Here is a 24924-nt window from a genome sequence, read left to right as displayed (position 1 = left end):
TTATTTACCTTTTCCACAGAATATCGGCGTCGCGTCCAGTTGATTCGGTTCGGTTCGGTTCGTTCGGTTGCGTCTGCGTCCGTTTCTTTTCCTGCGGGCAATTTGAATGACACATCGGACCGACGTGGCCAGAGGCCAGGAGATCGTTGCACGCTGGTGCAACCTCGCCGAGCAAAGGCTGGAGCACCTTACCGAACTGTTCGATACCGGGCGCTGGCGGCGCTATCACAGCGAGCAGGCCTTTCTCGAGAACATCAGGGAAGCCCGCGCCGCGGTCGACATCTGGCGCGAATTGCTGACCCGCGAAGCCTCGCTCGACAATTCGCCGATCGATCTGTCCTGGCTCGGCCGCGGCAGGTCGAAACTGCCGCCGCCCCACATCTCGCCGCCGCCCGCGCGCCGGCCGGAGGCTGCGGTCCTGGCCGAGGCGGCGATGAAAGCGGTCGCGGCCGCGCTGGAAACGGCGGCCGAGGTGCTGGAGCAGCCGCCCACGGTCGCCGACGCGCCGCCGCTGGAGATGCCGCCGGTCATGCCGCCGCCGCCGGTGCTCGATCTCGACACCATCCAGCGGCGCTATCCACTGCTGCGCAACACGCTGTAGGCGACCGCTCTCGCTTATTTTTTGAGCGTGATCTCCGTGCTTGTCGCGAGGAAAAACCGCTTCGCCCTTTTCCGGATCTAGCGCCGCACCGCGTTCGCGCCGACCACGAGCTGCGCATATTGCTGGGCGCCGCCTGCCGACAGATCCGGCGTGATCGGGCGGGCATGGTCGAGCCCGACCACCGCGCCGCGCGGGGTTTCCGAGATCATGTTGTTGTTGATCAACGCGGTGCCGGCGCCCGGCACTACCGAGACGCCGATGCCGACGAAGGCGTTGCGGACCACGTTGCCTGATATCGCGACGTCGCGCAGGTACTTGCCCCAGCCGGCGACGATGCCGAAGGTCGGCGCGTTCTCGATCACATTGCCGGTCACGGTGCTGTCGGCCTCGACATAGATGCCAATGCCGGCGCCGTCGTTCGGGTCGGTGCCTGCAGGGCGCTTCGGCAGCAGGTTGCGGATGATGTTGCCCTGGACCACCGCAATGCGGCCGCCCTCGTTGAAATTGCACACGGAGATGCCGATCGCGGCGCCGTCGACGGTGTTGTTGGCGATCACCGCGGCCTCGAACGAGAACTCCGAATAGAGCGCGACTTCGCGGACATTGCTGACGCTGTTGTCGGTGATGTGGATGCTGGAGGCCGAATTGCCGCGGACCGCCGAGAAGTCGCAGTTCTTGATGCGGTTGCCGCGCACGATCACGTTGCCGGCGCGGAAGGCGTTGATGGCGTTGCCGTACTGCCCGGAGCCCCCGGGGCCGGCCTTGATGTCCTCGATGCGGTTGTCGGCGACGATCGAGCCGTCGTCGCCGATCGCGGTGCGCAGGATCTCGATGCCGTTGTCGTTGGTGCCCTTGATGGTGTTGCGCGACACCATCAGGCCGAGCGCGTCGAATGACACCAGCGCCGTGGTCGCGATCTCGGTGAAGATGTTGTTGCTGACGTCACCCGACATCTGCTCGAACCAGATGCCGTTGCCGCCGCTGCCGGTGAACCGGCAATCGGTGATGCGGATGTCGCGGCCGGACAGGCAGTGCACGAGGCCGCGCCGGTTCGGCAGCGGGACGTTGCCGCCGTCGAAGCTGAGGCCCATCAGGACGACGCCGCCGGCGCCTTCGCCCTCCAGTAGCGAGGCGCCGCCGTTGAACACCAGCCGGCTGGCGCCGCGCACGCCGATTAGCTGGCTGCCGGGCGCAAGCCGCAACAGGCCGGTGCGGTAGACGCCGGGCGGGAACGCCAGCGGCACCTGCGCCCGCGCGGCGTCGTCGATCGCGCGCTGCAGATTGCGGGTCTGGTCGTCCGGGCTGCCGGGGTGCACGCCATATTGCGTGACGTCGCGGCCGAGCGAGCCGGTCGATGGCGCGGCGGCACGCGCGGCGTCCGGCGACATCGCAAGCGCGCCGGCTGCGCCGGCGGCGGTTACTCCGATCAGATGGCGGCGGTTGACGTCCATGGGCAAGGCCCTCGCAACATTCGCGAGCGGTGACGTTCGCGGGTCGAGTGGTAGCGCGAAAGGCGGCGCGGCATGGTGAACACGCCGACGCAGCGGGGCGATTGTTGGCGGTAGGGTTAATCGCGGGTGCAACCGATTCACGTGTCAAACAGGCGTTCCTCGGTGTCGTCACCCGCGCATGCGGGTAATCTAGAATTCCAGAGCCGCCGGTGCTTGAATCGAGAGGCCGCGGCGTACTGGATGCCCCGCCTTCGCGGGCCTGACACCGGGGAGAATGCGGGCCCACGACTCCTTCCCAGGCCGCCCCGGCGAAGACCGGGACCCATACGCCGCGGCTTGTGTTGTGAACGCGACTCATCATCGCAGCGACGATGATCTTTCGTGGTTATGGGTCCCGGCCGACGACACTGAATTCAACCCGTTGCAGACCTCGTCATTCGATCCAATTTTAGTATTTGCCGGGGTCTACGGTTGACGCGTCTGGAGTATTGCTCGCCCGCTGGCTTGAGAGGAGAGACCGGTGTTTGACGTAGGAGACCTGGTTGTCTGCATCGACAATGGCCCGAAGAAAGGAGCCATTGGGCCGGTAGTGCCCATCCATCATCTGCTGCACAAGGGGCGCATCTACCGTGTCAATTTCATCGGGACGACCTGGACGGGGAGTCTGACCGTCGGGCTAGCGGGCGTCGCGCTACCTCCTCCGATGATTGGGTTCGAGCCTTACAGATTCCGCAAGATCGATCCTGCGGAGCCTGAGTTCATTGAAATGATGCGCAGCTTGCGTACGCGTGAGTTGGAGGATGCCAACTAGGGACGTGTACTTACACCGCCCGATCCGCGCGCTCACGCGCGCGAGGCCTGCCGGGTCAGTTTCACCAGCTCCATCAGCATGGCCTCGCCGGCATCGACGAGCGCTTCCAGCGTGATCGATGATTTGCCGGGTGCAGCCGTGCCGTCATGGGCGAGCGGCGGGAAGTGGACGAATTGCGCGAGGCGCAAGTCATTGTCGCCGTTGACGGCCTCGATCGCGCGCCAGCTCAGATAGTTGCAGAGATAGCTGCCGGCGTCGCGCGAGGCTCGCGCGTCGATCCCGGTCGCCAGCGCGGCGCGCAGTAATTTTTCAGTATGAGGCCCGAACATGCGCGCATCGGCGCCGCCCTCAATCGATCCCTTGCGTGCATGCTGGCGGCCGGCGTCGGGGAAGCGTGTGGTCACCGCGTTGCGGGCACGGCTTTCGATCCGCAGATAGTCGGTGCGGCCGGCGAGGCCGAACATCAAGAGCGCCTGCGGGCGGTGTTCTGCGATCAGCTCCGGCAATTCGCGATCGACGGCCGCGTAGGTGACGTCGAAGATGTGGCTCGACAGCGCGACGTCGTCGAAGGCCGGGCGGCGCAGGGCGGTCAGCCGCTTCACCAACGGCATGGTCGGGTTGAACGGCGCACCCGGAAACGGCCCGAAGCCGGTGACGAGGATGCGCAGCCTGCCGCTCAATGCAGCATCTCCGCGATCTGTTCGGCGGCGACCGCGGGCGAGATGCGGCCACCGGCGACCTCGGCCTCCATCTTCTTCACTTTGGCGCGGATCGCGGCATCCGAGCGCAGCCGCGCCATCATCCGGCTCTCCAGCATCGACCACATCCACTTCACCTGCTGCTCCCGGCGGCGGCCGGCGAACTCGCCCGAGGCGTTCATCGCGGTACGGTGGTCGAGGATCTTCTGCCAGAGCCGGTCGAGCCCGGCGCCGGTCAGCGCGGAATAGGTCTCCACCGGCGGATGCCAATGCTCGGAGCGCGGCGCCAGGATGTGCAGCGCGCTGCGATAGTCGGCGGCGGCGAGGTTGGCGCGCTTGAGGTTGTCGCCGTCGGCCTTGTTGATCGCGATCATGTCGGCGAGCTCGACAAGGCCCTTTTTTATGCCCTGCAGCTCGTCGCCGGCACCGGGCAGCATCAAGGCCAAGAAGAAATCGGTCATATCGCAGACCGCGGTCTCGGACTGGCCGATGCCGACGGTCTCGACCAGCACGACGTCGAAGCCGGCCGCCTCGCACAGCAGCATCGCCTCGCGGGTCTTCGCCGCGACACCGCCGAGCGTACCCGAGGAGGGCGAGGGACGGATAAAGGCCTGGTCGGAGACGGCGAGCCGCGCCATCCGGGTCTTATCGCCGAGGATCGAGCCGCCGGTGCGCGCCGAGGAGGGATCGACCGCCAGCACCGCGACCTTGTGGCCGCGCTCGATCAGGAACATGCCGAGCGCATCGATGGTGGTCGATTTGCCGACGCCGGGCGAGCCGGTGATGCCGACCCGCACCGCCTTGCCGGTGTCGGGCAATAGCGCCTGCACCAGCTCGCGCGCCGCCGCCTGATGATCGCCGCGCCGGCTCTCGACCAGCGTGATCGCCCGCGCCAGCGCGGCACGGTGGCCGGCACGGAGGTCCTTGGCGAGGGCGCGGATGTCGGGAGCTGCAGGCTTCGGTGAGGTCATGGTGTTGGTTTACAACGGCTGGCCATGGCAGGCGAGGGGAACGCGGATCGGCACGTCGCAGGGGCGCACTGCCAAAATGTCGAAAACAACCCCATGCAAAGGAGCCGGCGGCTGGCAGCCGGCGTGCGACAAGGCACGTGCGACAAGGCTACTTGACACGTCGGGCAACTCAGCGGCATTCTTCCATTATCCAGAAATCGTGCAGACACCCGTAGCCCGGGTGAGCCAACGGGTCGCGCGAACGCGCGCCCGATGACAGGCTCCGCGATGTCAGGGGAAACCGGCCCCGCATATCGCTTCGCTCATGCGGGCTACGAACTATTGCTGCTCGTCCGCATCGCCCTTCGGCCGTGCGCCGGCGAAGATCTTTGCGCCTTCCGGTGTCAGATAGGGTTTCAGCGTCTCCCACGGCACGAAGATCACGTATTGGCCCTCGGCGTAGGGGCCGACGGCATAGGGCGGGTAGTGGAAGGTGAGGCCGGAGCTCTTGCCCGCTTCGGTCGACGGCGCCAGCGTCACGGCGCCGATCTTGAGCAGGGTCGGCTTCATCTCCTTGTACCACTCGGCGGTTGCGGTCTCGCCGGCATCGCGCCGCTTCTTCTCGGCGTTGAGCGCGGCGATGACCGCCTTGCGCATCGCCGTCAGGGTTGGGCCGTTGTCTGCGGTCTCGGTGAAGAACGGGCGGATGCTGATGCGCTTCTTCGCGGTGGTGTCCCACAGGATGGTGTTGACGTCGGAGTTCGGATGCGCGCCGTGGGTGTCCATGTAGTCATCGCGCAGCACGCTCACATAGCGGCCGTCGACGACGGAGCGCTCCGAGTATTTGCGGTCGAACGAGTAGCCACCACGATCCTTGAAGAGGTCAGGCTCCTGCTTGCGGTCGGCCGCAGCCTCGGCGGCATTCTTGTCGATCCACGTCTTGCCTTCGGCGAGGCAATCGGCCGCCAGCGCGCTATCTGCCTTGATCCTGTCGTCGAGATAGACGCTCGCCTCGATGCTCGCATTCTTGATCGACGCGTCGGGCTTCGGATCGGCGGCGATGGCGGGCAGGCAGAGGCAGGCCAGCAGGCCGGTAAAAGCCATGATGCGGGCAGGCGTCATCAAGCGATCGGCGCGCATGAAAAACTCCAGGTGGCAGGGGACAAGCGCGGCAGCGTTACTCCGCTGCAGCGCTATGGCCGAGCCGGGCGTTGAGCTTGTGGATCAGCTCCTCGGCGGCATCCGAGATCACCGTGCCCGGCGGGAAGATCGCCTCGGCGCCGGCGGCATAGAGCGCGTCGTAATCCTGCGGCGGCACCACGCCGCCGATGATGATCATGATGTCGTCGCGGCCGTGTTTCTTCAGCGCGGCCTTCAATTCGGGCACCGCGGTGAGATGCGCCGCGGCAAGCGAGGAGACGCCGAGAATGTGGACGTCGTTCTCGACCGCCTGACGGGCGGCTTCATCGGCGGTTGCGAACAGCGGTCCGATATCGACGTCGAAGCCGACATCGGCGAACGCCGATGCGATCACCTTCTGGCCGCGGTCATGGCCGTCCTGGCCGATTTTCGCCACCAGGATGCGCGGGCGGCGGCCTTCGGCCTCCTCGAACGCATCGATCAGGGCCTGCACTTTTTCGACCTTGTTGGACATCGCCGCTGCCTCTCGCTTGTAGACGCCGGTGATGGACTTGATCTCGGCGCGGTGGCGGCCGAACACCTTTTCCATGGCGTCCGAAATTTCGCCGACGGTGGCTTTGGCGCGAGCGGCGTCGATCGCCAGCGCCAGCAAATTGCCGTTGCCTTCGCCCGCCGAGCGGGTAAGCGCGGCGAGCGCCGCATCGACGTCCTTCTGGTTGCGCTCCTTCTTGAGCCGCGCCAGCTTGTCGATCTGCAGCCGACGCACGGTGGAGTTCTCCACCTTCAAGACGTCGATCGGCTTCTCGTTCTCGGGCTTGAACTTGTTGACGCCGATCACCGCCTGGCGGCCGGCATCGATCCGCGCCTGGGTCTTGGCGGAGGCTTCCTCGATCCTGAGCTTCGGCACGCCGGCCTCGATCGCCTTGGCCATGCCGCCGAGTGCCTCGACCTCCTGGATGTGCCCCCAGGCCTTCTGCGCGAGATCGCGGGTCAGCCGCTCGACATAATAGGAGCCGCCCCAGGGATCGATGATGCGGTTGGTGCCGCTCTCCTGCTGCAGGAACAGCTGGGTGTTGCGGGCGATGCGCGCGGAGAAGTCGGTCGGCAGCGCCAGGGCCTCGTCGAGCGCGTTGGTGTGCAGCGACTGGGTGTGGCCTTGGGTTGCCGCCATCGCCTCGATCGTGGTGCGCATCACGTTGTTGAAGACGTCCTGCGCGGTCAGCGACCAGCCCGAGGTCTGGCAATGGGTGCGCAGCGACAGCGAGCGCGGATCCTTCGGATTGAACTGCTTGAGCAGCTTGGCCCACAACAGCCGCGCGGCGCGCATCTTGGCGACTTCCATGAAGAAGTTCATACCGATCGCCCAGAAGAACGACAGCCGCGGCGCAAAGCGGTCGACGTCGAGGCCCGCGGCAAGCCCGGCGCGCAGATATTCGACGCCGTCGGCCAGCGTATAGGCGAGCTCGAGGTCCTGCGTCGCGCCGGCCTCCTGCATGTGGTAGCCGGAAATGGAAATGGAATTGTATTTCGGCATCCGCTGTGAGGTGTAGGCGAAGATGTCGGAGATGATCCGCATCGAGGGCGCGGGCGGATAGATGTAGGTGTTGCGCACCATGAACTCTTTCAGAATGTCATTCTGAATGGTGCCCGACAGTTTCTCCGGCGGCACGCCCTGTTCCTCGGCGGCGGCAACGAACAGCGCGAGGATCGGCAGCACCGCGCCGTTCATGGTCATCGACACGCTCATCTGGTCGAGCGGGATGCCGGCGAACAGCGTGCGCATGTCGTAGATGGAATCGATCGCGACCCCGGCCATGCCGACGTCGCCGGAGACGCGCGGATGATCCGAGTCATAGCCGCGGTGGGTAGCGAGGTCGAACGCGACCGAGAGGCCCTTCTGTCCGGCCGCGAGGTTGCGGCGATAGAAGGCGTTGGAATCCTCCGCCGTGGAGAACCCTGCATATTGCCGGATGGTCCAGGGCTGGTTGACGTACATCGTCGGGTAAGGGCCGCGCAGATAGGGCGCGATGCCCGGCCAGGTCTCGAGGAAGTCGATGCCTTCGAGATCGGCCTCGCCGTAAACGGATTTCACCGGGATGCCCTCGGGCGTCAGCCACGGCTCGGCGCTCGCGGCCGAGGCCGCGGTGGCAACGGGCTGGAAGGCGACATCGGCGAAATTGGGAATGCGGGTCATTCCTGGGCTTCCTCAAACTGGCGATTGCGTTCGATCAATCGCTGTAGCTTCTAACTCAATCATGGTCCGGATGCTGATGGCTGACGATCGTCGCCATCTTGTCCGGTCCGTAATTCTGCATCGTGGTCTGGCTCGGCAGGTTGGCAATGCCGACCACCCAGCCGTGGCGGGACTCGGTTCCGAATTGCTGCGTCGGTATCACCCGGTCGGGCCGGTCGAAGGCGCCGGTCATGATCTCGATCCGCGGGCCGTCGATACGGCGGAAGCTCAGGGGTGTTCCGCAGGCCGCGCAGAAGTCGCGCTCGGCGATCGAGGAGGACCTGAACGCGGCGGGCTTGCCGCGGGTCCATTTGAAGTCGTTGCGATCGATGTCGGCGAAGGAGGCAAATGGCGCCCCAGACGCTTTCTGGCACATCCGGCAGTGGCAGATGCTGATCCGGGTCGGTGCCGCCGAGACGGCAAATCGGACGGCGCCGCACTGGCAGCCGCCGGTCAGAACGGGTGTCGATGGTGCCTCTGCGCTCATGTCTGCTCCATCTGCCGATAGGCGTCGCGCAATGTCGCCAGCGCATCACCGCCGGCGAAGATGAACTCGCCGATGCCGGCCGCCCGCAGCGCCGCTTCCTGGTCGCCGGGCCGCCCTGCCAGATAGATATGCCTTGCACCGGCGCCTTGAAGGGCCCTGGCGGCCTCAACGGCGCTGGCGGCATAGACCTTATCCGAGGAACAAATGCACGCCATCGCGGCGCCCGAGGCCTTGTAGGCCGCGGCCAGCGCCGCCGCGTCGGCAAAGCCCTCGCTGTCGATGGCCTCGATCCCGCCGGTTTCGAAGGAACTCTTGGCAAAGGTCGCGCGGGCCGTGAAGTCCGCGGCGGTGCCGAGATTGGCCAGGAATATCTTCGGCCGTGCGCCATGCGCCTTCAGCGCGGCATCCGACTTGTCGCGCAGCGCCTCGAACGGTTCGGCAAGCCGCATCGGCGCGAGGGCGTCGAACTTCACCTTGGCGCCGGCGAGGGACGCCGGCGCTGATGGTTTCACATCCAGCACCGCGGGGGCGGCCTCGCGCAGATCCGGAAATTCGCTGGCGCCGGTCAGCACGTCGCGGCGCTTCGCCACATTGGTCTCGCGCAGTAAGCGCGTCGCGGTGACCTTGTTTTGCAGCAGTCCCTGCTCGAGTGCGGCGAAGATGCCGCCGGCCTTCTCGATCTCCTGGAACAGCGTCCACGCCGCCTCGCAGAGTTGCGAGGTCAGCGTCTCGATGCCGCCGGCGCCGGCCGCGGGATCGGACACCTTTGCCAGGTTGGATTCATCGAGCAGCACGAGTTGCGTGTTGCGCGCCACGCGCCGGGCGAAGTCGTCGGGCAGGCCGAGCGCCAGCGTGTGCGGCAGCACCGTGATCGCATTGGCGCCGCCGAGCCCGGCCGCAAAGGTCGCGATCGTCGCGCGCAGCATGTTCACATTGGGATCGCGCTGGGTCAGCATCCGCCAGGCGGTTTGCGCGTTGACGAAGATCGGCTTCGGCGCAAGTCCGCAGGCCTCTTCGATTCTTGCCCAAAGGCGGCGCAGCGCGCGGAATTTCGCCATGGTCAGGAACTGGTCGGCATCGGCGCTGAGGCGGAACGAGATGCCCGCACGCGCCGCATCGAGATCGATGCCGGCGTCTTCCAGCATGCGCAGATAGGCGAGGCCCAGCGCGAGCGTGAAACCGAGTTCCTGCACTTCGGAGCCGCCGGCATCATGGACCGGCCGGCCGTCGGCCAGCACGAACGGCCCCTTGAAGCCGCGCTTGATCAGGCCGTTGACCATCTGGCCGAACGGCTTTGCGTAGTCGGCCCAGCCGGCTGTCGCAGCACCGCGCACGGCAATCGTGCTGAGTGCCTGGTAATTGAAATGCAGATCGAGCTTGGCCGGGTCGAGCTTGCGGGCCTCGACCATGTCGGCAAAGGTCTCGCCGGCGTTCTCGCGGCCGATCACCGGGTTGAGCGCGATCATGATGCCGGCATCGAGATGGACGCCGCCGCAGGCGCGCGCCAGCGTCTTCTTGCTGGCATCGGCAAGACCGAAGCCGCGCGCGCCGGGACCGCCGGCGAACTCGAATTCGAGGCCGGTCGCGCCGTTCTCGAGATCCTGCAGCGCTTGCGCATTGGCCTGTGCGGCATCGGGATGATCGACCCGTTGCAGGATCTGCCAGGGCGCAGCCGCGGCGCGGCCGGCAAGCGGGCTTGAATTGGCGGCGCGGCGGTAGATCGGATCGATCTTCAGGCCGTCATAGGTCTTGCCGACCAGCTTCTCGAACGGGGCGCCCTTCAGCACGCCGTCGACCAGCTTGCGCCAGTCGTCATAGGTCGCAGGTCGAAAATCCGAAGCCAGAGCCAAATCGTCAGTCGAGGTCGTCATCCGCCCAAATCGTCCTTCACCGGCCCCGCGAGGGGCCCCTTGATTTGGCCGGAAATTGCCACGGGCGGGCGGCCAAGCCAAACGGTTGTTTGCGATGGTTTGGCTTTAATCGAGGTCCGCTAGACGGAAAATACCGTCTGTAGAGACCTTCGCCAGCGCATCGGCGACGCGGCGCCCGGCGATGACGCGGTCGGGAACGATTTCGGCGAGCGGCACCAGCACGAAAGCGCGCTCGAACAAACGCGGGTGCGGCAGCGTCAGTTCCGGCTTGTTCAGTGTGACGTCGTCATAGGCGATCAGGTCGAGGTCGAGGGTGCGTGGCCCCCAGCGCTGCTCATTGGCGCGGTCGCGGCCGAATTTGGCTTCGATCTTGTGCAGCGTGAACAGCAGCGCGTGCGGATCGAGACTGGTCTCGATCTCGATGCAGGCGTTGATGAAGCTGTGCTGCTGCTGCTCCCCCCAGGCCGGCGTCGAATAATCCGACGAGCGTGCGATAAGCGCGGCCTGGGTCATGCCGCAGATATTGGCGATCGCCTTGCGAAACGTGGTGCGGACGTCGCCGACATTGCCGCCGAGGGCGATCAGGACGTCAGCCATCTGCGTTCAACCCTGGGGCGGTTGATGGCGCGAGCGGGTCAGCACCACGCCGACATCGTCGAAGATCGCGGCGATCGGCGCGTGCGGCTTGTGCACCGTGACTTTGACCGCCCGGATGCGCGGGAAGCTCGCCAGGATGTCCTCGGCCACCGCACCGGCGGCGCGCTCCAGCAGCTTGTAGTTGGTGTTCTTGAATGCCGATGTCGCGGTCGCCACCACGTTGGAATAGGAGACGGTGTCGGAGAGGCGATCGGTGCGCGAGGATTCCGAGAGGTCGGTATAGAGCTCGAGATCGATGACGAAGCGCTGCCCGACTTCGGTCTCATGTTCCATCACGCCATGACGGGCATGGATGACGATCCCGGTGATGAAGATCGTGTCGGTCATTGTTGTCCCTCGATTGCTGCGGCCACGCGCAGCGCCTGAACGGTTTCGGCGACGTCATGCGCGCGGATGATGCGGGCGCCATTCTGCGCGGCGATCAGATGCGCCGCGATCGAGCCGCCGATCCGCTGTTGCGGCTCCGACGGCACGACCGTGCTGATGAAGCGCTTGCGCGAGGCTCCGACCAGCAGCGGCAGTCGGAACGCGCCGAGCTCGGAGAGCCGTGCCAGCGCGGTCATGCTCTGCTCAGGGGTCTTGCCGAAGCCGATGCCGGGATCGAGCACGATCCGATCGGGCGAAATGCCGGCGCTTGCGGCGATCGCGAGCGAGCGCTCGAAGAAGGCGGCGATGTCCTGCATGATGTCGATCGCCGGATCGGCCTGCTCGCGATTGTGCATGATAATCACGGGCACGCCGCGTGCGGCGACCAGTGGCGCCATGCCGGCATCGCGCTGCAGGCCCCAGACGTCGTTGGCGATGACAGCGCCCTGGTCGAGCGCCCAGGCCACGACCTCCGATTTCATGCTGTCGATCGAGACCGGCACGCCAAGCGCGATCACGTCGGCAAGCACGGGCTTCAGCCGCGCCATCTCGGCCTCGGCGGTGATCGGCTGCGAGCCGTAGGGACGGGTGGATTCCGCGCCAATGTCGATGATATCGGCGCCCTCGGCGACCAGCTTGCGGGCCTGCGCCAGCGCCTCTTCGGGTGCGGCGAACTGGCCGCCGTCGGAGAACGAGTCCGGCGTCACGTTCAGGATACCCATCACGGCCGGATAGGGCCGCGACAACAGCGCCGGCAGCAGCGCCGATACGGCCGGGCCGGTCACCGTCGATGCTATGGGCTTGCTCGCCATCATGCGGTGGCTTTGCGCTGACCGCAGCGGCAAGTCAAGGTGTGGAATGGCGGGTGACGCGGCCGGCGGCCGAATGCCGTTAAGACAGGCTAATAGGTGATCTTGGGAGGCAGCTTGCGTGCCTCTTCGATCAGCAGCTCGACCGACTTCTCCGACGGCATCACGCGGACGAGCTTACGCCGCACATTGGCGTCCTTCATGCTCTGCGCGAGCCGCGACGGGTTGCGGTGCGCGAGCTCGCGCACGGTGGTGACGCCGGCGGCGCGGACTAGACCGACCTTCGCCTTGCCCATGCCGGGAATCCGCATGTAGTCGGAGATATTGGCCCATTCGAGCAATTGTTGTTCGCTGATCCCGGTCTTGGCGGCGAGCGCCTTGCGTCCCTTGACGGTGCGGGCGGCTTCAAGCAGTGCGTCGGTCGTGCGGATACCCTGCGATTTCAGTTTGGTGGCGCAATAGGCGGACAGGCCTTCGATCTCGGAGAGGGGGTATGTCATGATACTCGTATGCAGGTAGAAGGGAGCGCACGTGCAATGGCGTTTTGGGAGAATGCTTCAGGCAAACTGGCTGAGGCCCGGCGTCCCCGAGATGATCTCGCCCATTTGATCCGCTCCGATTTTGTCGCGGCCGAACCTGAAAAGTTCACGCGCGACGTTCTGAATCTCACTCATGCTCAATCCGAGCGCCATCAGCCGGGTGCCGACAGCCATCAGACCGCCACCCATCAACCGCGATAGGCCACCGCTGTTGTTGGAGGCGGCGATTGCCGCTTCGGCGCCGGGGATTTGGTCGATCAGAGCCTGAACTTTGTCGGAAGGTCCCTCGTTACGGAGGAAACCCAGAACGATGCCGATGGTTTTTTCAGCGACAGCACCGTCGATGCCGGCCTTCGCGGCCAGCTGCCCAACCAATTCGTCCATATTGCCCCGCCTCAACCGGTTTTTGCCGGATCATTCTTGAAGATTTATCTTGAGCGCCTGTGTCACGAAATACAAGCGATCCGCGCATTTCAGTTCGTTTTCTTTTTCGATCGCGTCGGGAGTGTTGCACCTCTGCAAGATTGAGCGGCGGATTCACACCATCTTGTCGCAATGCGCAATGCCTTTCGTCACTTGGCCCGGAATCTTGGCCGGGAATAAAGTATGAGGAACTGGTGCAGCGACAATATACATCAGTGCGCGCCGATGGTTTCAATCGACCTGCAAGATGCAATATGATGTCATCGGTTCGAATGGATCGAGCCGATTTAAAATCGCGTTAAGAGGCGAAGCGATGGCGACGTCCGACACCAAGTTGGCCGATACCGATGAGAAGATCTTTATCGGCAAGGGCGAGGAAACAGCCTGGCTGACGCTTGCGCTGGCCAACCGCCACGGCCTTGTGACCGGTGCGACCGGAACCGGCAAGACCGTCACGCTGCAGGTCATGGCTGAAGGATTTGCGCGCGCCGGCGTTCCGGTTTTCGCAGCCGACATCAAGGGCGATCTTTCCGGTATCTCCGAAGTCGGCGAGGCCAAGGACTTTATCCTGAAGCGCGCCAAGGAGATGGACCTGACCTTCCAGCCGGATCAGTTCTCGACCGTATTCTGGGACGTGTTCGGCGAGCAGGGCCATCCGGTGCGCGCCACCGTCACCGAGATGGGACCGCTGTTGCTCTCGCGGATGCTCGATCTGAACGACGTGCAGGAGGGCGTGCTCAATGTTGCCTTCCGTGTCGCCGATGAGAACGGCCTCACGTTGATCGACATGAAGGACCTTCGAGCGCTGCTGGATGCGATCGCCCCGGACGGCAGCAAGAAGGCTGCCGACGACGAGGAAGATCCGCTGGCGCCGATCCGTAAGGCCGCGCAAGGCTACGGCAATGTATCCAAGGCGACCGTCGGAACGATCCAGCGTCAGCTCCTGGTGCTCGAGAACCAGGGCGGCGCCAAGTTCTTCGGCGAGCCGGCGCTGACGCTGAAGGATTTCATGCGCACCGACCGCGACGGCCGCGGCATCGTCAATATCCTGGTCGCCGACAAGCTGATGCAGAGCCCGCGGCTTTACGCCACCTTCCTGCTCTGGATGCTTTCGGAATTGTTTGAGGAATTGCCGGAGGCCGGCGACCTGCCGAAGCCGAAGCTGGTGTTCTTCTTCGACGAGGCGCATCTCTTGTTCACCGACGCGCCGAAGGCGCTGATGGACAAGATCGAGCAGGTGGTGCGGCTGATCCGCTCCAAGGGCGTCGGCGTCTATTTCGTCACGCAGAATCCGATCGACGTGCCGGACAAGGTACTGGCGCAGCTCGGCAACCGCGTGCAGCACGCGTTGCGCGCCTTCACGCCGCGCGATCAGAAGGCGGTTGCCGCGGCCGCACAGACCTTCCGGCCCAATCCGAAGCTCGACACCGCGCGGGTGATCATGGAGCTCGGCAAGGGCGAGGCGCTGGTGTCGTTCCTCGAGGGCGGCGGCACGCCGTCGATGGTCGAGCGCGTCATGGTGCGCCCGCCGTCGGCGCGGATCGGGCCGATCACGCCGGAGGAGCGCAAGGCGATCATGGATGCGAGCCCGGTCAAGGGCAAATACGACACCGCGGTCGATGCCGAATCCGCCTACGAGATCATCCAGAAGCGGCTCGCCGGGACGGCGGCGCCGGCGGACGGCAGCGCTGGCGGCGAGGGTGGCGGCATCCTCGGCCAGCTCGGTTCGATCGCGTCCACGATCTTCGGCACCAACGTCAAGCGCGGCCGCATGTCGACCGGACAGGTGATCGCGCGCAGCGTCACGCGCTCGGTGACCGACAAGGTGATCGGCGGCGTGGCCGCCGATCTCGGCAAATCGCTCGGCGGTTCGGTTGGCGGCTCGATCGGCCGGGCGCTGGTGCGCGGCGCGCTCGGCGGATTGCTGCGCAGATAGCACCGCGCCGGTCGGCTGAAGCGGGAGACCGGCTTTGCCTCCCGCGGCCGGCGCGCTACAACCTGGCGCAACGTCCAACAAAAAGGATATCCGCGATGTCCAACGCCAAGCTGCAGCCCGTCCTCGACCGCATCGACGCCGATTTCGACAACAGTCTCGAGCGGCTGTTCACGCTGCTGCGGATCAAATCGATCTCGGCCGATCCGGCCTTCGCTGATGACTGCAAGGCGGCTGCCGATCATCTCGCCAAGGACATCGCAACCCTCGGCTTCAAGACCGAAGTGCGGCCGACTGCCGGCCATCCGGCCGTGGTCGGCAAGCTGAACGGCTCGGCCGACGGACGCCCGCACGTGCTGTTCTACGGCCACTACGACGTGCAGCCGGTCGATCCCTTGAATCTCTGGCACCGTCCGCCGTTCGAGCCTGTCGTGACCGACCATGCCGACGGGCGCAAGATCATCGTCGCGCGCGGCGCCGAGGACGACAAGGGACAGTTGATGACCTTCGTCGAGGCGTGCCGTGCCTGGAAGACGGTGACGGGATCGCTGCCGGTCGACATCACGATCGTCATCGAGGGTGAAGAGGAGATCGGTTCGAAGAATTTCGTGCCGTTCCTCGAGGCGAACAAGGACGACCTCAAGGCCGACTTCGCGCTGGTCTGCGACACCGGCATGTGGGACCCGAATACGCCGGCGATCACCACCTCATTGCGCGGCCTGGTCTATGACGAGGTCAAGATCAAGGCCGCCAATCGCGATCTGCATTCCGGCGTGTTCGGCGGCGGCGCGCAGAACCCGATCCGCGTGCTGACGCGGATCCTCGGCGGCCTGCATGACGAGAACGGCCACATCACCATCCCCGGTTTCTATGACGGCGTGAAGGATTTGCCGCCGGATATTCTGGCCCAGTGGAAGCAGCTCAATCTGACGCCGGAGAGCTTTCTCAAGCCGATCGGCCTCTCGGTGCCCGCCGGCGAAAAGGACCGGCTCCTGATCGAGCAGGTCTCCTCGCGCCCGACCTGCGACATCAACGGCATCGTCGGCGGCTATACCGGCGAGGGCTCCAAGACGGTGATCGCGGCCGAGGCGTCAGCGAAGGTCTCGTTCCGCCTGGTCGAGGGACAGGATCCCGAGAAGATCCGAAAGGCGTTCCGCGACTATGTGAAGGCGCGCCTGCCGGCCGACTGCAAGGCCGAGTTCACCGACCATTCCAGCGCGCCGGCGATCGCGCTCGACTGGAACATGAAGCCGCTGGCAGCCGCGCGCCGTGCGCTGACCGACGAATGGGGCAAGGAGGCGCTGCTGATCGGCTCCGGCGCCTCGATCCCGATCGTTGCCGATTTCAAGCACACGCTCGGCCTCGACAGCGTGCTGATCGGCTTCGGGCTCGACGACGACAACATCCATTCGCCGAACGAGAAGTACGACCTCAAGAGCTACCACAAGGGCATCCGCTCCTGGGCGCGGATCCTGGCGGCGTTCGGCGACGCCAAATAGCGCAACGGCAATTCACGTAAAAACGCCGCCCGGAATTGGGCGGCGTTTTGATTCGGTAGTGCAGAGGATGTTGGCCGATAGCCTACCCGAAGATTGAGAAATTTCAATCACGGTAGCCGGGATTGACCCGGTCGAGCTTGCGCAGCAGCGGCGGCCAGACCAGCTGGGTCGAGCGCAGCTCGGCGCGGTCCGGGTTGGAGAGCAGCTCGGTGTTCTTGTCGATCGCATGCTGGTCGACCGGATAGGCGATCGGTCCGAGCGCGCGGGTCGCCACCTGCATCGAGCAGGCGCGCTCCAGATGGTACATCCGCTCGAACGCGGATGCGACCGAGCGGCCGACCGTCAGGGTGCCGTGATTGCGCAGCAGCATGTGGTTCTTGCTGCCGAGATCGCGCTGCAGGCGCGGGCGCTCGTCATGATCGAGCGCGATGCCTTCATAGTCGTGATAGGCGAGGTCGTGGGTGACGAGCTGCGCGGTCTGGTTCAGCGGCAGCAGCCCGTCGGGGCCGCTCGATACCGCGGTGCCGTCGACGGTGTGCAGATGGAGCACGCAGCCGGCGTCCTCGCGCACCTCGTGGATCGCCGAATGGATGGTGAAGCCGGCCGGGTTGATGCTGTAGTCGCTCTTCGAAAGCTGGTTGCCGTCGAGGTCGACCTTGACGAGGCTCGACGCGGTGATCTCGTCGAACATCAGCCCGTAGGGGTTGATCAGGAAGTGATGCTCGGGCCCCGGCACGCGGGCGGAGATGTGGGTATCGACCAGATCGTCCCAGCCATAGAGCGCGACCAGCCGGTAGCAGGCAGCAAGATTGATCCGCTGCTCCCATTCCGCCGCACTCATATCCGACGGCACTTCCTTCAGGCGCGCTTCCGCTGGCGACATGGCCGATTGCTCCATTGATGGCGTTATTGCTTGGTCCAAGCGTAGCGCCGCCGCCGGACCGCAGCAAGGCAGGGTAACGGCGTGACAGTCATGTCGGCATGCGGCCCACGATCGGAACGGCAATCGTCAGTGGGCAGCGTGATGCGTTACGGCGCCGGGATCGCCAGCAGGCTCGAGATGCTGCGGCCGCGGATGTCATAGACGCGGGCGAACACGACGTCGTCGCGCTTGATCTCGACCATGACCGGCGCGGCCAGGCCCTTGCAGTAGAATTCGCCGAGCGTCATCGCGAAGTCGGCGGCATTGCTGTCCCATCCGATCGTGAAATCGGGGCCGAGCGCCACCTGCGCGGGGCGCTGCGGTCCGCACACCGCGACCTTCCACTTGCGGTTCTGCGGCGGCACTTCCTGCCGCTCCGCCAGCTGCTCGCGCAGCCCGTCGGATGCCTGCTTCAGCGCCAGGCCCCAATAGTCCAGCATGAAGAAGTTGTCCGCGGTCCGCACCGTGCCGGCGATGTGGTTGAAGTGCGTGTACTGATACGGATGCAGGCGGATCATTTCGCTGAGCGGCAGCAAGAGGCCGAACGCGAACATGGCGAGCGCCGCGGGCTGCCAGGCGCGGCGGTTCTCGCCGAGCCAGTCCATGCCGCGCGCGAATGCGACGCCGGCCAGCACCGTCATCGGCGGAATCACGAAGATGAAGTGGCGGATGCCGTTATAGAGCGCCGGCCGCTTCACCATCGCGATCACCAGCGGCAGCGTCGCCGCCAGCGTCAGCATCAGCATGATCGACTTGCGCTTCGCGGTGACGTCATAGCGCGACAGCGACATCAAGGTGATGACGACGGCGGCGGCCAGCAGCACCAGCAGCACTTCGGGAAGCTGCAGCGCGAACAAGGTGGGCAGATAGGACCACGGCATGTCCGGCACCGACACCAGCGCGCCGTCGAACATCTCCTTCCACGGTTTCTCGAAGAAGTGCGAGAAATAGGTTACCGCTTCGAGCGGATGTCCGGGCTCCATGATCGACCACGGCCAGATCAGGCCCATCACGAGATAGCCCAGCAGAAGTCCCGGCAGCAGCACATAGACGACATGGGCAAAGCGGTGGGTCGCCTCGCGCGGGCCCTGCTTGCGGAATTCCTCGATCAGGAGCGGGACGAAGCCGACCACGGCGTAGATCAATGCGAGCCCGCCAAGCACGCGGCAGCCGATCGACAGGCCGGCGCCCAGGCCGACGATCAGGATGGTGCGCGGCGAGGGCGCCGGATATTCCTCGATCAGGCGGACCAGGCCCATGATCAGGACCACCATCGCCACGGCGAACGGCGCATCCTTCGGATTCATGAACATGTGGCCGTAGAAGGTCGGGCACAGCGCCAGCAGCAGCAGCGCCGCCAATCCCGCCAGCGGGCCGCCGACGCGGCGTGCCAGGCGCCAGGTTACGGCAAGGCCGATGACGCCGACGATCGCGCCGAGCAGGCGGCGCGTCTCGAACAGTTCGAGCGGAATGAGCTTGTGCAGCAAGGCCGCGGCCATGTCGAAGCCGCCGCCGTACATATACAGATTGGCAAACGACAGCGCGCCGGTGTCCTTGAACCCGGACTCGTACATGCGCAGCAGGAGGTCGGCATATTCAGCGTGGGTGTAATCGTCCCAGCCCAGACCGTAATCGCGGAACGTCAAGCCGGCGACCACGGCGACCACGCCGAGGACGAGGACAGCGAGATCGTCGCAGGTCTTCTCCACCGAGCGCCGCGCAGGCGCCTCGAGGGCAGACGTCGTAATCGATGACATAGCTAGTGATACCGGCGTGCCTGTGGCCCAGATTGGCGCTTTAGGGCCTCATTCCCCGGCATCCATAGCGCAGTTCCGTTTCCGAGTAATTGGTAATTGTGGCGTAATTTCCCAGATGCGTTGCAATAAATTGGCAGCAATTCGTAGCCAGTAAATCTACGGGAGCTGGCTGCCCGATAGCCACTGCGGCTGCGGTGAAGCAACGCATCGCGGCTTGGTTAAGCGGGATTTTAGGGAACTCTGTCTACAATTGGCGGTTGGCGGTGTGGGCAATATGACGGTATCGTGGCGTTGGTGGCCCGCGCCGATTTTCGGTCGGGTCTCCCGGGGGTTAGTTCGATGAAGGTTGGTCTGTTGGTCGTCGGCGCGGGCCTGGTCGTGGCGGGCCTGGCGGCGATCGGCCTCGGAATTCCAAACAAGGAATTCAGCGTCGGCGGCACGTTGATCGCAACAGGCGTGACCGGCGCATGTACCGGCGTGATTGTTGTGGCCCTTGCCGCCATCCTTCGCGAACTCCAGGCCATGGGCGACCGGCTCGATGCCGTAGTGGCGGTGGGTCTGCGGTCCGGGTCGCCGTCTGCAACTTCCCCGCGCGGCACTCCCGACGATCCGGTGTTCCCGCCGCCTGAGCCGAAGGTCTCGGCGCCTCCGCCGCTGGCTCCAGCGTTCCCGCCATCCGCTCCCGCGGCGCCGCCCTGGCACGACGAGATCGCCTCGCGCGGCGCATCAGGCGAGGTGCCGCCGCCCGCACCGGCGGCCGCGCCCGCGGATGGCGCTGCGCCGCCCAAGCGGCGCAATCTGCTGTTTTCCTCCTCGCGCAAGGAGCGCGAGCGGAGCCAGGGGCGTGCCGCCGAGCCGCTCACGCCGGATCTGTTGTCGCCGGAACTGCGTCCGAATCCGGGTGGTTCGGCCGAACCGGCGTCGGCAACCTTCGACGATGCCTGGCCGAAGGCCGACCGGCCGCGGCCGGTCGACGTCGCCCCGCGGCGCGGCCCCCGGACGCCATCCACCTTCGGCGAGGCCCAGTCGGCCGCCGCCGCCTCGCCGTCGTCGGGCCATCCGCCGCCGCCGCAGGAGCAGCCGCCGGTGACCGTGCTCAAATCCGGCGTCGTCGACGGCATGGCCTATTCGCTCTATTCGGACGGATCAATCGAGGCGCAGATGCCGGAGGGCATGATGCGATTTGCCTCGATCGACGAGCTCAGGTCGCATCTGGAGCAGCGGCCTTAAGATCCGGGCCAATACTTGCGCGCGGCCGGCCCGTAGCCGGAAACGCGGCCGTTGTTGTCAGATTTGCTGCAATTCGTGCATATTCGCAAAGTAGTACGCGATTCCATTAATGTATTGCTGCGCATGGATACTGTCCGGTGGGCGCCGGGCTGCCGAGAGCACGGGGAAGATTGAGCCATGTCCGATACGTCAGGCAAAACGCCGGTCGAGCTGACCGCCAACATCGTTTCGGCCTATCTCAGCAACAATCCGACGCCGGCCTCGGACATTCCGAACCTGATCAGCCAGGTCCACTCCGCCTTGCTGCGGGTGTCGAGCGGACGCAACGACACGCCGAGCGAGCCGGCCAAGCCTGCGGTGTCGATGAAGAAGTCGATCACGCCCGAATATCTGGTGTGCCTCGAGGACGGCAAGCGCTTCAAGTCGCTGAAGCGCCATCTGCGTACCCAGTACAACATGACCCCGGAGCAGTATCGCGACAAATGGGGCCTGCCGGCCGACTATCCGATGGTGGCGCCGAACTATGCGGTGGCGCGATCGCAGCTCGCCAAGAAGATGGGTCTCGGTCAGCAGGCGCGGAAGCGGAAGTAAAGATCTACGCGGCGGACGCCAGCGCCTCGCGCGCATCGTTGCGGATGCGGTCAACCATCGAGCGCAGGCCGTTGGAGCGCTGCGGCGTCAGATGGTCGCGGAACCCGAATTCGTCGAACAGCGCGAGCGCGTCGGTGCCGAGGATTTCCTTGGGCGTTTGCCCGGAAAACAGCGTCAGCACGATCGCGACCAGGCCGCGCACGATGTGGGCGTCGCTGTCGCCGATATAGATCAGGCGCGGTTCGCCGTTGGCATCGCGCTCGATCCGCTTCGACAGCCAGACCTGACTGACGCAGCCCTGCACCTTGTTCTCGGCCGAGTGCTCCGCCTCCGACAACGGTTCGAGCGTGCGGCCGAGCTCGATGACATAGCGGTAACGGTCGTCCCACTCGTCCAGCAGCGCAAAATTGTCCCTGATTTCGTCGATCGTCGTCATCGTGGCCCGCGTCCTGTCCTTGACGGCTTATATAGGAAGGCGGGCCGCGAAAGCGATGAAAATGGAACCGGTTCCCGGCTGTTTTGACGCGTTTTCTTCACGCGAACCGGTGCCTGCCTCGCTCGACAGCGCCTTGGTTTCCGCTCACGGCGTCGGCGGCAGGCGGAATTCGATCGACTGATCCTCTGCGGTCAGCGTGTCGCGGAACGCGGTGGCTGAATCGGTATTGTCCTGGCCGATCGAGCCGGTGTGATCGGGTGGCTTCTTGTCGGTGATGATCTGGTAGAGTTTGCGCGCCCCGTCGGTCGCGCGCTGGCCGATTGCGGTCGCGGCCTGGCCGCCGACCTCGCAGGCGGACGGCTGGCGCTTGCAGAACTGACCCATGTCGTTGATCGTCGCGGTCGCGGCCGACACCGCGTCCGACGCGCTGATCTGCGGCGCCTTGTCCGCTTCAGGTGTTTTGTCTCTCGGCAGCAGCACGAGCACAAGCCCGAGCCAGAATGCCAAACGCAGCAGGAAGAACATGGCGCGATCCCGGTCGTCTGTCTTGTCTTGCTTCTTGCGCGGTCGATGCCGCTATTGGCCTTGAGGGTTAGCATCGGTCGATAAATCGGAAGTATCTGCCTTGAAGTAAATCCGCCGAAAAATCGCGGAAAATTCGCCTGAATTGATTCGCCGTAAATTTTCGATTGATGGCGGCCGACGCGTGCCGGATGCGCAGGATTCGCCGCGTCCACCATTTCGAAACCATAGAAATGTCGCATCCGGAAACCAGCCGTTCACCATCCCCGACAAATGGCCGGTGAATAGCGGGTCAAACCCACTCCAATGCACGGTGTTTGGCGGCAGGCCGCCCAGCCTTAGCGTTCGCTTAAGTTCGCTCTGACACGTTGACCTGCAATCACGAAGGAGGCGTTCCGGCGCGTCTGTGTTGACGATTGAGCCGAAGCGCGAGTGCTGTGAGTAGTTTGAGTCTGATCCGCGATTGCCTGGATGCGCTGCTGCATCCGTCGGCGCAATATGATGCGCTGACGCGTGCGCGCCATCGTGCCTTCATGGCGCCGCGGCTGCTCGGCAGCCTGGCGGCGCTTGCCTCGTTCCCTGCCTTTCTTGCGATGCGCGGTGCGCCGACGGCGATCGAGGTCGCGGCATTCGCCTGGCTGATCGCGCCGATTCTGCTGTCGTGGTTCCTGTCGCGCACCGGCCGCTATGAAGGCGCGCATGTGCTGTCGTCGCTGGCGCTCGCCGGTCTCGTGATGATGATCGCGGCGACGACCGGCGGCCTCGCCTCGTTCGCCGCCGTGTGGCTCGTCGTCATTCCGATCGAGGCGGCGCTGTCGGCCTCCCGGCGCGTGGTGGCGTTTGCGTTCGCGCTGGCGATGATCTGCGCGGCGCTGCTGAGCGTGCTCGGCCATTATCATGTACTGCCGGTCGTCGATCCCGCGGTTGCTTCGAACAGCACGCTGGTCGGCTTCGGCGTCGTGTCGGCGATCTTCTACGCCGCCGGGCTCGCCTTCGGTGCGGAGTCGCTGGCGCGCACCAGCGTGGCGCTGCTCTATGTCGAGGAAGAGCGCTACCGCCTGCTCGCGCATAACATGAGCGACGTGCTGTCGCGGCACAGCCGCAACGGCGCGGTGCGCTTCATTTCGCCCGCGGCCGAGAACATGCTCGGCGTGCCGGCATCGCGGCTGTTGGGCCACGGCCTGTTCGACCGCGTTCATGTCGCCGATCGCCCGGCCTATCTCACGGCGCTGTCGGACGCCGCGCGCGGTGACTCCCGTAGCGTCGAGTTCCGCGTGCGCCGTGACGGTGCGCGTGGCGAAGCCGTCGCCGAATTCATCTGGGCCGAGATGCGCTGCCGCCCGCTCGATCAGGCCGCCGCCGATGCCGAGGTCGTCGCCGTGATCCGCGACGTGACCGATCGCAAGGTGCAGGAGCAGGCGCTCGAACAGGCGCGCAATGTGGCCGAGCAGGCCGATGCGTCGAAGACGCGCTTCCTGGCCACCATGAGCCACGAACTGCGCACCCCGCTCAACGCCATCATCGGCTTCTCCGAGATGATCGCGCAGGAAGACGTGCTCGGCCTCGACGTGGCCCGCCGCAAGGAATACGCGCAGCTGATCAACGATTCCGGCCAGCATCTGCTGTCGGTCGTCAACGGCATCCTCGACATGTCGAAGATGGAGTCCGGCAATTTCGAGATTTCGCCGGAGCCGTTTGCGCCGCGGCCGGCGCTGCTCAATTGCTGCAATCTTGTGGCGTTGAAGGCGCGCGAGAGCGGCGTCGATCTCGTCACCCGCGTGCCCGACGATCTGCCGATCGTGAACGGCGATCCGCGCGCGTTCAAGCAGATCGTGCTCAATCTGGTCTCGAACGCCATCAAGTTCACCGAGCGCGGCGGCAAGGTCACCGTGTCGGCCGGTGTCGAGGGATCGCGGCTGGTGCTGCGTGTCTCAGACACTGGCGTCGGCATCGCCGCCGATGATCTCAAGCGGATCGGCGATCCGTTCTTCCAGGCCGGCAAGACTTATCAGCGCCGCCACGAGGGCACCGGTCTTGGTCTTTCCATCGTGAAGGGGCTGGTCGGCCTGCACCACGGCGAAATCAATGTGGAGAGCAAGGTGGGCGAGGGCACCATTGTATCGGTCGCGCTGCCGCTGGCGTTCACCCCGCCCGCCGCCGTCGAGCCGTCCAGCAATGTCTCGACCCTGAAGCCCGCGCTGCGTTCCGGACTACAAGAGCAAACCCATCAGGTGAAGAAGAGTGCCTAGACAGACTTTGGATGACGATGAAACGCCGCGCCGTCGCCGCGGCGCCAAGGCAGTGGCCATCGCGGCCGAGGAGGAACGTGGCCTCGTCCTGCGCCTGCTGCTGCACAGTCCGAAGGATCTGGTCGCCGGCGTGCTGGCGACGTCTGCCATCGTTGCGATCCTGATCAATGCGCTGTTCCTGCAGGCGGGCCGTCATCCGTCGCCGATGTTCGGCGGTTCGGTTGTGACGCTGCCGCCGCCGGCCCCGGTTGCCGCGGCCACCAGCCCGATACCGCGCCCGCGTCCGGCCGAGGCGGCTGCCCGATCGGCCGAGCCCGTCGACGTGAAGCCGGTGGAGACCAAGCCGGCCGAGACCAGGTCCGTCGAAGCCAAGCCGGCAGAACCCAAGGTCGAGGCCAAGCCGGTCGATCCGATGGCCAATCTGGTGCTGAAATCGACCACTGCGCCACCGGCCGCAGCACCGTCCCCGGCCGCCGCGCCGTCCAGCGTCATTCGTCCGCCGGCGTCCATTCCGACACAGCATCTGAGCCCGGCCGGAAAACGCATCGCCGCGGTCCAACGTACACTGACCGAGTATGGCTACGGCCAGCTCAAGCCGACCGGCACGATCGGCGCCGACACCCAGCACGCGATCGCGAAGTTCGAGCGCGCCCGCAAGCTGCCGGTGACCGGACAGATGTCCGATCGCCTGGTGCGCGAGCTCGGCGCGATGATCGGCCATTCGATCGAGTAGTCTCTCTGCGAAGGCA

Annotated in this window: 24 protein-coding genes; 8 read left to right on the top strand and 16 right to left on the bottom strand. The window is 65.3% G+C overall.

Features of this window, described 5'->3' with window-relative positions; genetic code table 11:
- Positions 1–106 precede the first annotated feature (106 nt).
- Complete coding sequence (locus J2R80_RS36605) at positions 107–601, top strand: TIGR03809 family protein (RefSeq protein WP_057015654.1); 495 nt, start codon at positions 107–109, stop codon at positions 599–601.
- 77 nt (positions 602–678) lie between these two features.
- On the opposite strand, the gene J2R80_RS36600 is transcribed toward J2R80_RS36605, so the two are convergent.
- The gene (locus tag J2R80_RS36600; RefSeq protein WP_253587388.1) at positions 679–2052 is read right to left on the bottom strand and encodes a TIGR03808 family TAT-translocated repetitive protein; all 1374 of its coding nucleotides are present in this window, start codon (positions 2050–2052) and stop codon (positions 679–681) included.
- A 520-nt stretch (positions 2053–2572) separates the two neighbouring features.
- On the opposite strand from J2R80_RS36600, the gene J2R80_RS36595 reads away from it, so the two are divergent.
- On the top strand, positions 2573–2863 hold the full coding sequence (locus J2R80_RS36595; RefSeq protein WP_057015652.1) for a hypothetical protein: 291 nt from the start codon (positions 2573–2575) through the stop codon (positions 2861–2863).
- Between the two features lie 32 nt (positions 2864–2895).
- On the opposite strand, the gene J2R80_RS36590 is transcribed toward J2R80_RS36595, so the two are convergent.
- From J2R80_RS36590 to J2R80_RS36540, 11 genes are all read right to left on the bottom strand, one after another.
- Complete coding sequence (locus tag J2R80_RS36590) at positions 2896–3543, bottom strand: pyroglutamyl-peptidase I (RefSeq protein WP_253640284.1); 648 nt, start codon at positions 3541–3543, stop codon at positions 2896–2898.
- A complete protein-coding gene (gene meaB, locus J2R80_RS36585) occupies positions 3540–4532 on the bottom strand; it encodes a methylmalonyl Co-A mutase-associated GTPase MeaB (RefSeq protein WP_253640283.1) in 993 nt (330 codons plus the stop codon). Before meaB ends, J2R80_RS36590 begins: the two co-directional genes overlap by 4 nt.
- Before the next feature lie 318 nt (positions 4533–4850).
- Positions 4851–5651: an RsiV family protein gene (locus J2R80_RS36580; protein WP_083715176.1), complete on the bottom strand. Its 801-nt coding sequence runs from the start codon at positions 5649–5651 to the stop codon at positions 4851–4853.
- A gap of 37 nt (positions 5652–5688) precedes the next feature.
- Positions 5689–7845 carry a methylmalonyl-CoA mutase gene (gene scpA / locus J2R80_RS36575; RefSeq protein ID WP_253640282.1) on the bottom strand — a complete coding sequence of 719 codons (2157 nt, stop codon included), beginning with the start codon at positions 7843–7845 and terminating at the stop codon, positions 5689–5691.
- A gap of 55 nt (positions 7846–7900) precedes the next feature.
- Positions 7901–8371 (bottom strand): GFA family protein, encoded by a 471-nt coding sequence (locus tag J2R80_RS36570; protein WP_028331649.1) that lies wholly within the window; start codon positions 8369–8371, stop codon positions 7901–7903.
- A complete protein-coding gene (locus J2R80_RS36565; RefSeq protein WP_253640281.1) occupies positions 8368–10242 on the bottom strand; it encodes a methylmalonyl-CoA mutase family protein in 1875 nt (624 codons plus the stop codon). Before J2R80_RS36565 ends, J2R80_RS36570 begins: the two co-directional genes overlap by 4 nt.
- Before the next feature lie 105 nt (positions 10243–10347).
- Complete coding sequence (folK, locus tag J2R80_RS36560) at positions 10348–10839, bottom strand: 2-amino-4-hydroxy-6-hydroxymethyldihydropteridine diphosphokinase (protein ID WP_253640280.1); 492 nt, start codon at positions 10837–10839, stop codon at positions 10348–10350.
- A gap of 6 nt (positions 10840–10845) precedes the next feature.
- The gene (gene folB, locus J2R80_RS36555) at positions 10846–11226 is read right to left on the bottom strand and encodes a dihydroneopterin aldolase (protein WP_016842351.1); all 381 of its coding nucleotides are present in this window, start codon (positions 11224–11226) and stop codon (positions 10846–10848) included.
- Entirely contained in the window at positions 11223–12080 is an 858-nt protein-coding gene (gene folP / locus J2R80_RS36550; RefSeq protein ID WP_253640279.1) for a dihydropteroate synthase, read from the bottom strand. Before folP ends, folB begins: the two co-directional genes overlap by 4 nt.
- 86 nt (positions 12081–12166) lie before the next feature.
- Positions 12167–12574: a DUF4332 domain-containing protein gene (locus tag J2R80_RS36545; RefSeq protein WP_018270650.1), complete on the bottom strand. Its 408-nt coding sequence runs from the start codon at positions 12572–12574 to the stop codon at positions 12167–12169.
- Between the two features lie 57 nt (positions 12575–12631).
- Positions 12632–12997: a hypothetical protein gene (locus J2R80_RS36540; RefSeq protein ID WP_016841849.1), complete on the bottom strand. Its 366-nt coding sequence runs from the start codon at positions 12995–12997 to the stop codon at positions 12632–12634.
- Between the two features lie 352 nt (positions 12998–13349).
- Between J2R80_RS36540 and J2R80_RS36535 the strand changes: the two genes are divergently transcribed.
- Both J2R80_RS36535 and J2R80_RS36530 read left to right on the top strand, forming a co-directional pair.
- Positions 13350–14972, top strand: a complete 1623-nt coding sequence (locus tag J2R80_RS36535; RefSeq protein ID WP_253640278.1) for a helicase HerA-like domain-containing protein — start codon at positions 13350–13352, stop codon at positions 14970–14972.
- 95 nt (positions 14973–15067) lie between these two features.
- Positions 15068–16468 carry a M20/M25/M40 family metallo-hydrolase gene (locus J2R80_RS36530; RefSeq protein ID WP_253640277.1) on the top strand — a complete coding sequence of 467 codons (1401 nt, stop codon included), beginning with the start codon at positions 15068–15070 and terminating at the stop codon, positions 16466–16468.
- A gap of 103 nt (positions 16469–16571) precedes the next feature.
- Here the strand turns inward: J2R80_RS36530 and J2R80_RS36525 are convergent, their stop codons facing one another.
- A complete protein-coding gene (locus tag J2R80_RS36525; RefSeq protein WP_028331642.1) occupies positions 16572–17351 on the bottom strand; it encodes a class II aldolase/adducin family protein in 780 nt (259 codons plus the stop codon).
- Between the two features lie 146 nt (positions 17352–17497).
- The gene (locus J2R80_RS36520) at positions 17498–19147 is read right to left on the bottom strand and encodes a glycosyltransferase family 39 protein (RefSeq protein ID WP_076833154.1); all 1650 of its coding nucleotides are present in this window, start codon (positions 19145–19147) and stop codon (positions 17498–17500) included.
- 339 nt (positions 19148–19486) lie between these two features.
- Here J2R80_RS36520 and J2R80_RS36515 point away from each other — a divergent pair, with 339 nt between their 5' ends.
- On the top strand, positions 19487–20377 hold the full coding sequence (locus J2R80_RS36515; RefSeq protein ID WP_253640276.1) for a DUF308 domain-containing protein: 891 nt from the start codon (positions 19487–19489) through the stop codon (positions 20375–20377).
- Positions 20378–20554: 177 nt separating this feature from the next.
- On the top strand, positions 20555–20968 hold the full coding sequence (locus J2R80_RS36510) for a MucR family transcriptional regulator (RefSeq protein WP_057015640.1): 414 nt from the start codon (positions 20555–20557) through the stop codon (positions 20966–20968).
- A 4-nt stretch (positions 20969–20972) separates the two neighbouring features.
- Here the strand turns inward: J2R80_RS36510 and J2R80_RS36505 are convergent, their stop codons facing one another.
- A complete protein-coding gene (locus tag J2R80_RS36505; RefSeq protein WP_141343262.1) occupies positions 20973–21404 on the bottom strand; it encodes a SufE family protein in 432 nt (143 codons plus the stop codon).
- A 144-nt stretch (positions 21405–21548) separates the two neighbouring features.
- Positions 21549–21929: a DUF5330 domain-containing protein gene (locus J2R80_RS36500; protein ID WP_057015747.1), complete on the bottom strand. Its 381-nt coding sequence runs from the start codon at positions 21927–21929 to the stop codon at positions 21549–21551.
- A 434-nt stretch (positions 21930–22363) separates the two neighbouring features.
- Here J2R80_RS36500 and J2R80_RS36495 point away from each other — a divergent pair, with 434 nt between their 5' ends.
- Together J2R80_RS36495 and J2R80_RS36490 are read left to right on the top strand one after the other, a co-directional pair.
- Positions 22364–24175 carry an ATP-binding protein gene (locus tag J2R80_RS36495; protein WP_200844492.1) on the top strand — a complete coding sequence of 604 codons (1812 nt, stop codon included), beginning with the start codon at positions 22364–22366 and terminating at the stop codon, positions 24173–24175.
- Positions 24168–24908: a peptidoglycan-binding domain-containing protein gene (locus tag J2R80_RS36490; RefSeq protein ID WP_199805192.1), complete on the top strand. Its 741-nt coding sequence runs from the start codon at positions 24168–24170 to the stop codon at positions 24906–24908. The genes J2R80_RS36495 and J2R80_RS36490 overlap by 8 nt, the downstream gene beginning before the upstream one ends.
- Positions 24909–24924 lie beyond the last annotated feature (16 nt).

The organism is Bradyrhizobium sp. USDA 4541 (assembly GCF_024171085.1).
In the GTDB taxonomy this organism is placed as follows: domain Bacteria; phylum Pseudomonadota; class Alphaproteobacteria; order Rhizobiales; family Xanthobacteraceae; genus Bradyrhizobium; species Bradyrhizobium australafricanum.
Note: the sequence above shows the minus strand (reverse complement) of the source record. Positions and strands in the feature narration are given on the sequence as shown.

Excerpts from the sequence above, each read along its gene's own strand:
- J2R80_RS36605 (WP_057015654.1), top strand. The coding sequence starts at position 107 with ATGACACATCGGACCGACGTGGCCAGAGGCCAGGAGATCGTTGCACGC.
- J2R80_RS36600 (WP_253587388.1), bottom strand. The coding sequence starts at position 2,052 with ATGGACGTCAACCGCCGCCATCTGATCGGAGTAACCGCCGCCGGCGCA.
- meaB (WP_253640283.1), bottom strand. The coding sequence starts at position 4,532 with ATGACCTCACCGAAGCCTGCAGCTCCCGACATCCGCGCCCTCGCCAAG.
- J2R80_RS36580 (WP_083715176.1), bottom strand. The coding sequence starts at position 5,651 with ATGCGCGCCGATCGCTTGATGACGCCTGCCCGCATCATGGCTTTTACC.
- scpA (WP_253640282.1), bottom strand. The coding sequence starts at position 7,845 with ATGACCCGCATTCCCAATTTCGCCGATGTCGCCTTCCAGCCCGTTGCC.
- J2R80_RS36570 (WP_028331649.1), bottom strand. The coding sequence starts at position 8,371 with ATGAGCGCAGAGGCACCATCGACACCCGTTCTGACCGGCGGCTGCCAG.
- J2R80_RS36565 (WP_253640281.1), bottom strand. The coding sequence starts at position 10,242 with ATGACGACCTCGACTGACGATTTGGCTCTGGCTTCGGATTTTCGACCT.
- folK (WP_253640280.1), bottom strand. The coding sequence starts at position 10,839 with ATGGCTGACGTCCTGATCGCCCTCGGCGGCAATGTCGGCGACGTCCGC.
- folB (WP_016842351.1), bottom strand. The coding sequence starts at position 11,226 with ATGACCGACACGATCTTCATCACCGGGATCGTCATCCATGCCCGTCAT.
- folP (WP_253640279.1), bottom strand. The coding sequence starts at position 12,080 with ATGATGGCGAGCAAGCCCATAGCATCGACGGTGACCGGCCCGGCCGTA.
- J2R80_RS36545 (WP_018270650.1), bottom strand. The coding sequence starts at position 12,574 with ATGACATACCCCCTCTCCGAGATCGAAGGCCTGTCCGCCTATTGCGCC.
- J2R80_RS36540 (WP_016841849.1), bottom strand. The coding sequence starts at position 12,997 with ATGGACGAATTGGTTGGGCAGCTGGCCGCGAAGGCCGGCATCGACGGT.
- J2R80_RS36535 (WP_253640278.1), top strand. The coding sequence starts at position 13,350 with ATGGCGACGTCCGACACCAAGTTGGCCGATACCGATGAGAAGATCTTT.
- J2R80_RS36530 (WP_253640277.1), top strand. The coding sequence starts at position 15,068 with ATGTCCAACGCCAAGCTGCAGCCCGTCCTCGACCGCATCGACGCCGAT.
- J2R80_RS36525 (WP_028331642.1), bottom strand. The coding sequence starts at position 17,351 with ATGTCGCCAGCGGAAGCGCGCCTGAAGGAAGTGCCGTCGGATATGAGT.
- J2R80_RS36520 (WP_076833154.1), bottom strand. The coding sequence starts at position 19,147 with ATGTCATCGATTACGACGTCTGCCCTCGAGGCGCCTGCGCGGCGCTCG.
- J2R80_RS36515 (WP_253640276.1), top strand. The coding sequence starts at position 19,487 with ATGAAGGTTGGTCTGTTGGTCGTCGGCGCGGGCCTGGTCGTGGCGGGC.
- J2R80_RS36510 (WP_057015640.1), top strand. The coding sequence starts at position 20,555 with ATGTCCGATACGTCAGGCAAAACGCCGGTCGAGCTGACCGCCAACATC.
- J2R80_RS36505 (WP_141343262.1), bottom strand. The coding sequence starts at position 21,404 with ATGACGACGATCGACGAAATCAGGGACAATTTTGCGCTGCTGGACGAG.
- J2R80_RS36500 (WP_057015747.1), bottom strand. The coding sequence starts at position 21,929 with ATGTTCTTCCTGCTGCGTTTGGCATTCTGGCTCGGGCTTGTGCTCGTG.